The following is a 258-nucleotide window of genomic DNA, read 5'->3' as shown; positions in this document are numbered from 1 at the left end:
TAGTGTATCTGTGACTGAGAAGGCTGTCGCATCTTGCGCTACACTTGTTTTCACGTTGTATGTGAAGACTTCATCACGTTTCGCAAGTGTTGCAGCTTCTTTGCCGTTCACATCTTTCTTGATTTCTGGCTCGTCTGGTGTTGGAGGTGTTACTGGGACTTCGTTAGAGTCTTTCGTAAAGCCTGGTTTGTTTGGAAGATCTGCCTTGTAAGCTGCCTTGTTAGGAACTTTCACAGTCTTATCTTCTGATAGGTAAGC

At 44.6% G+C, this 258-nt stretch carries 1 protein-coding gene; it reads right to left on the bottom strand.

Annotated elements, in window-relative coordinates; all coding sequences use genetic code 11:
• The coding region (locus B7723_RS00040) for an isopeptide-forming domain-containing fimbrial protein (RefSeq protein ID WP_142358071.1) at positions 1-258 on the bottom strand (258 nt) is incomplete at both ends.

It is taken from the genome of Streptococcus oralis subsp. oralis, from assembly GCF_002096435.1.
Taxonomy (GTDB): Bacteria; Bacillota; Bacilli; order Lactobacillales; family Streptococcaceae; genus Streptococcus; species Streptococcus oralis_AA.
This window is presented reverse-complemented; position numbering and strand designations above follow the sequence as displayed.